At 52.6% G+C, this 1,219-nt stretch carries 1 rRNA gene; it reads right to left on the minus strand.

From position 1 onward, the window contains the following. Window positions 1-1,219 (minus strand): 23S ribosomal RNA (locus AC50YO_RS25510); the annotation flags it as partial.

A 1,219-nucleotide genomic window follows, 5' to 3' on the forward strand; every position in this document is an offset into this window, starting at 1 on the left:
ACATGTCATAGCTTCGGTGGTGTGTTTAGCCCCGTTACATTTTCGGCGCAGAGTCACTCGACCAGTGAGCTATTACGCACTCTTTAAATGGTGGCTGCTTCTAAGCCAACATCCTGGTTGTTTTTGCAACTCCACATCCTTTCCCACTTAACACACACTTGGGGACCTTAGCTGATGATCTGGGCTGTTTCCCTCTTGACAATGGATCTTAGCACTCACTGTCTGACTCCCGAGTAGCACGTCTATGGCATTCGGAGTTTGACTGGACTTGGTAACCCTTGGCGGGCCCCGCACCCAATCAGTGCTCTACCTCCACGACGCTCATTCCTCGAGGCTAGCCCTAAAGCTATTTCGGGGAGAACCAGCTATCTCCGAGTTCGATTGGAATTTCTCCGCTACCCCCACCTCATCCCCGCATTTTTCAACATGCGTGGGTTCGGGCCTCCAGTGCGTGTTACCGCACCTTCACCCTGGACAGGGGTAGATCACACGGTTTCGGGTCTACGACCACGTACTTATTCGCCCTATTCAGACTCGCTTTCGCTGCGGCTCCGTCTTCCCGACTTAACCTTGCACGTGAACGTAACTCGCCGGTTCATTCTACAAAAGGCACGCCATCACCCATAAATAGGGCTCTGACTTCTTGTAAGCGCACGGTTTCAGGTTCTTTTTCACTCCGCTTCCGCGGTGCTTTTCACCTTTCCCTCACGGTACTGCTTCACTATCGGTCACTAGGGAGTATTTAGCCTTGGCAGATGGTCCTGCCGGATTCCGACGGGGTTTCACGTGTCCCGCCGTACTCAGGATCCGTCTCGGAGAGTGCTGATTTTTGGTTACAGGGCTTTTACCTCTTCTAGCGGGCCTTTCCAGACCTCTTCGCCTAACCAACACCTTTGTAACTCCATGTGAGACGTCCTACAACCCCAAGGAGCAAGCTCCTTGGTTTGGGCTAATCCGCGTTCGCTCGCCGCTACTGACGGAATCACTTTTGTTTTCTCTTCCTCAGGGTACTTAGATGTTTCAGTTCCCCTGGTATGCCTCTACGCAACCTATGTATTCAGTTACGAGTAACTATCCATTACGATAGCTGGGTTTCCCCATTCGGATATCCCCGGATCAAAGCCTGCTTACGGCTCCCCGAGGCAGTTTCGTTGTTCGCCACGTCCTTCTTCGGCTCCTAGTGCCTAGGCATCCTCCGTGCGCTCTTACTAGCTTAACC

This window comes from Paenibacillus sp. J22P59 (assembly GCF_059383895.1).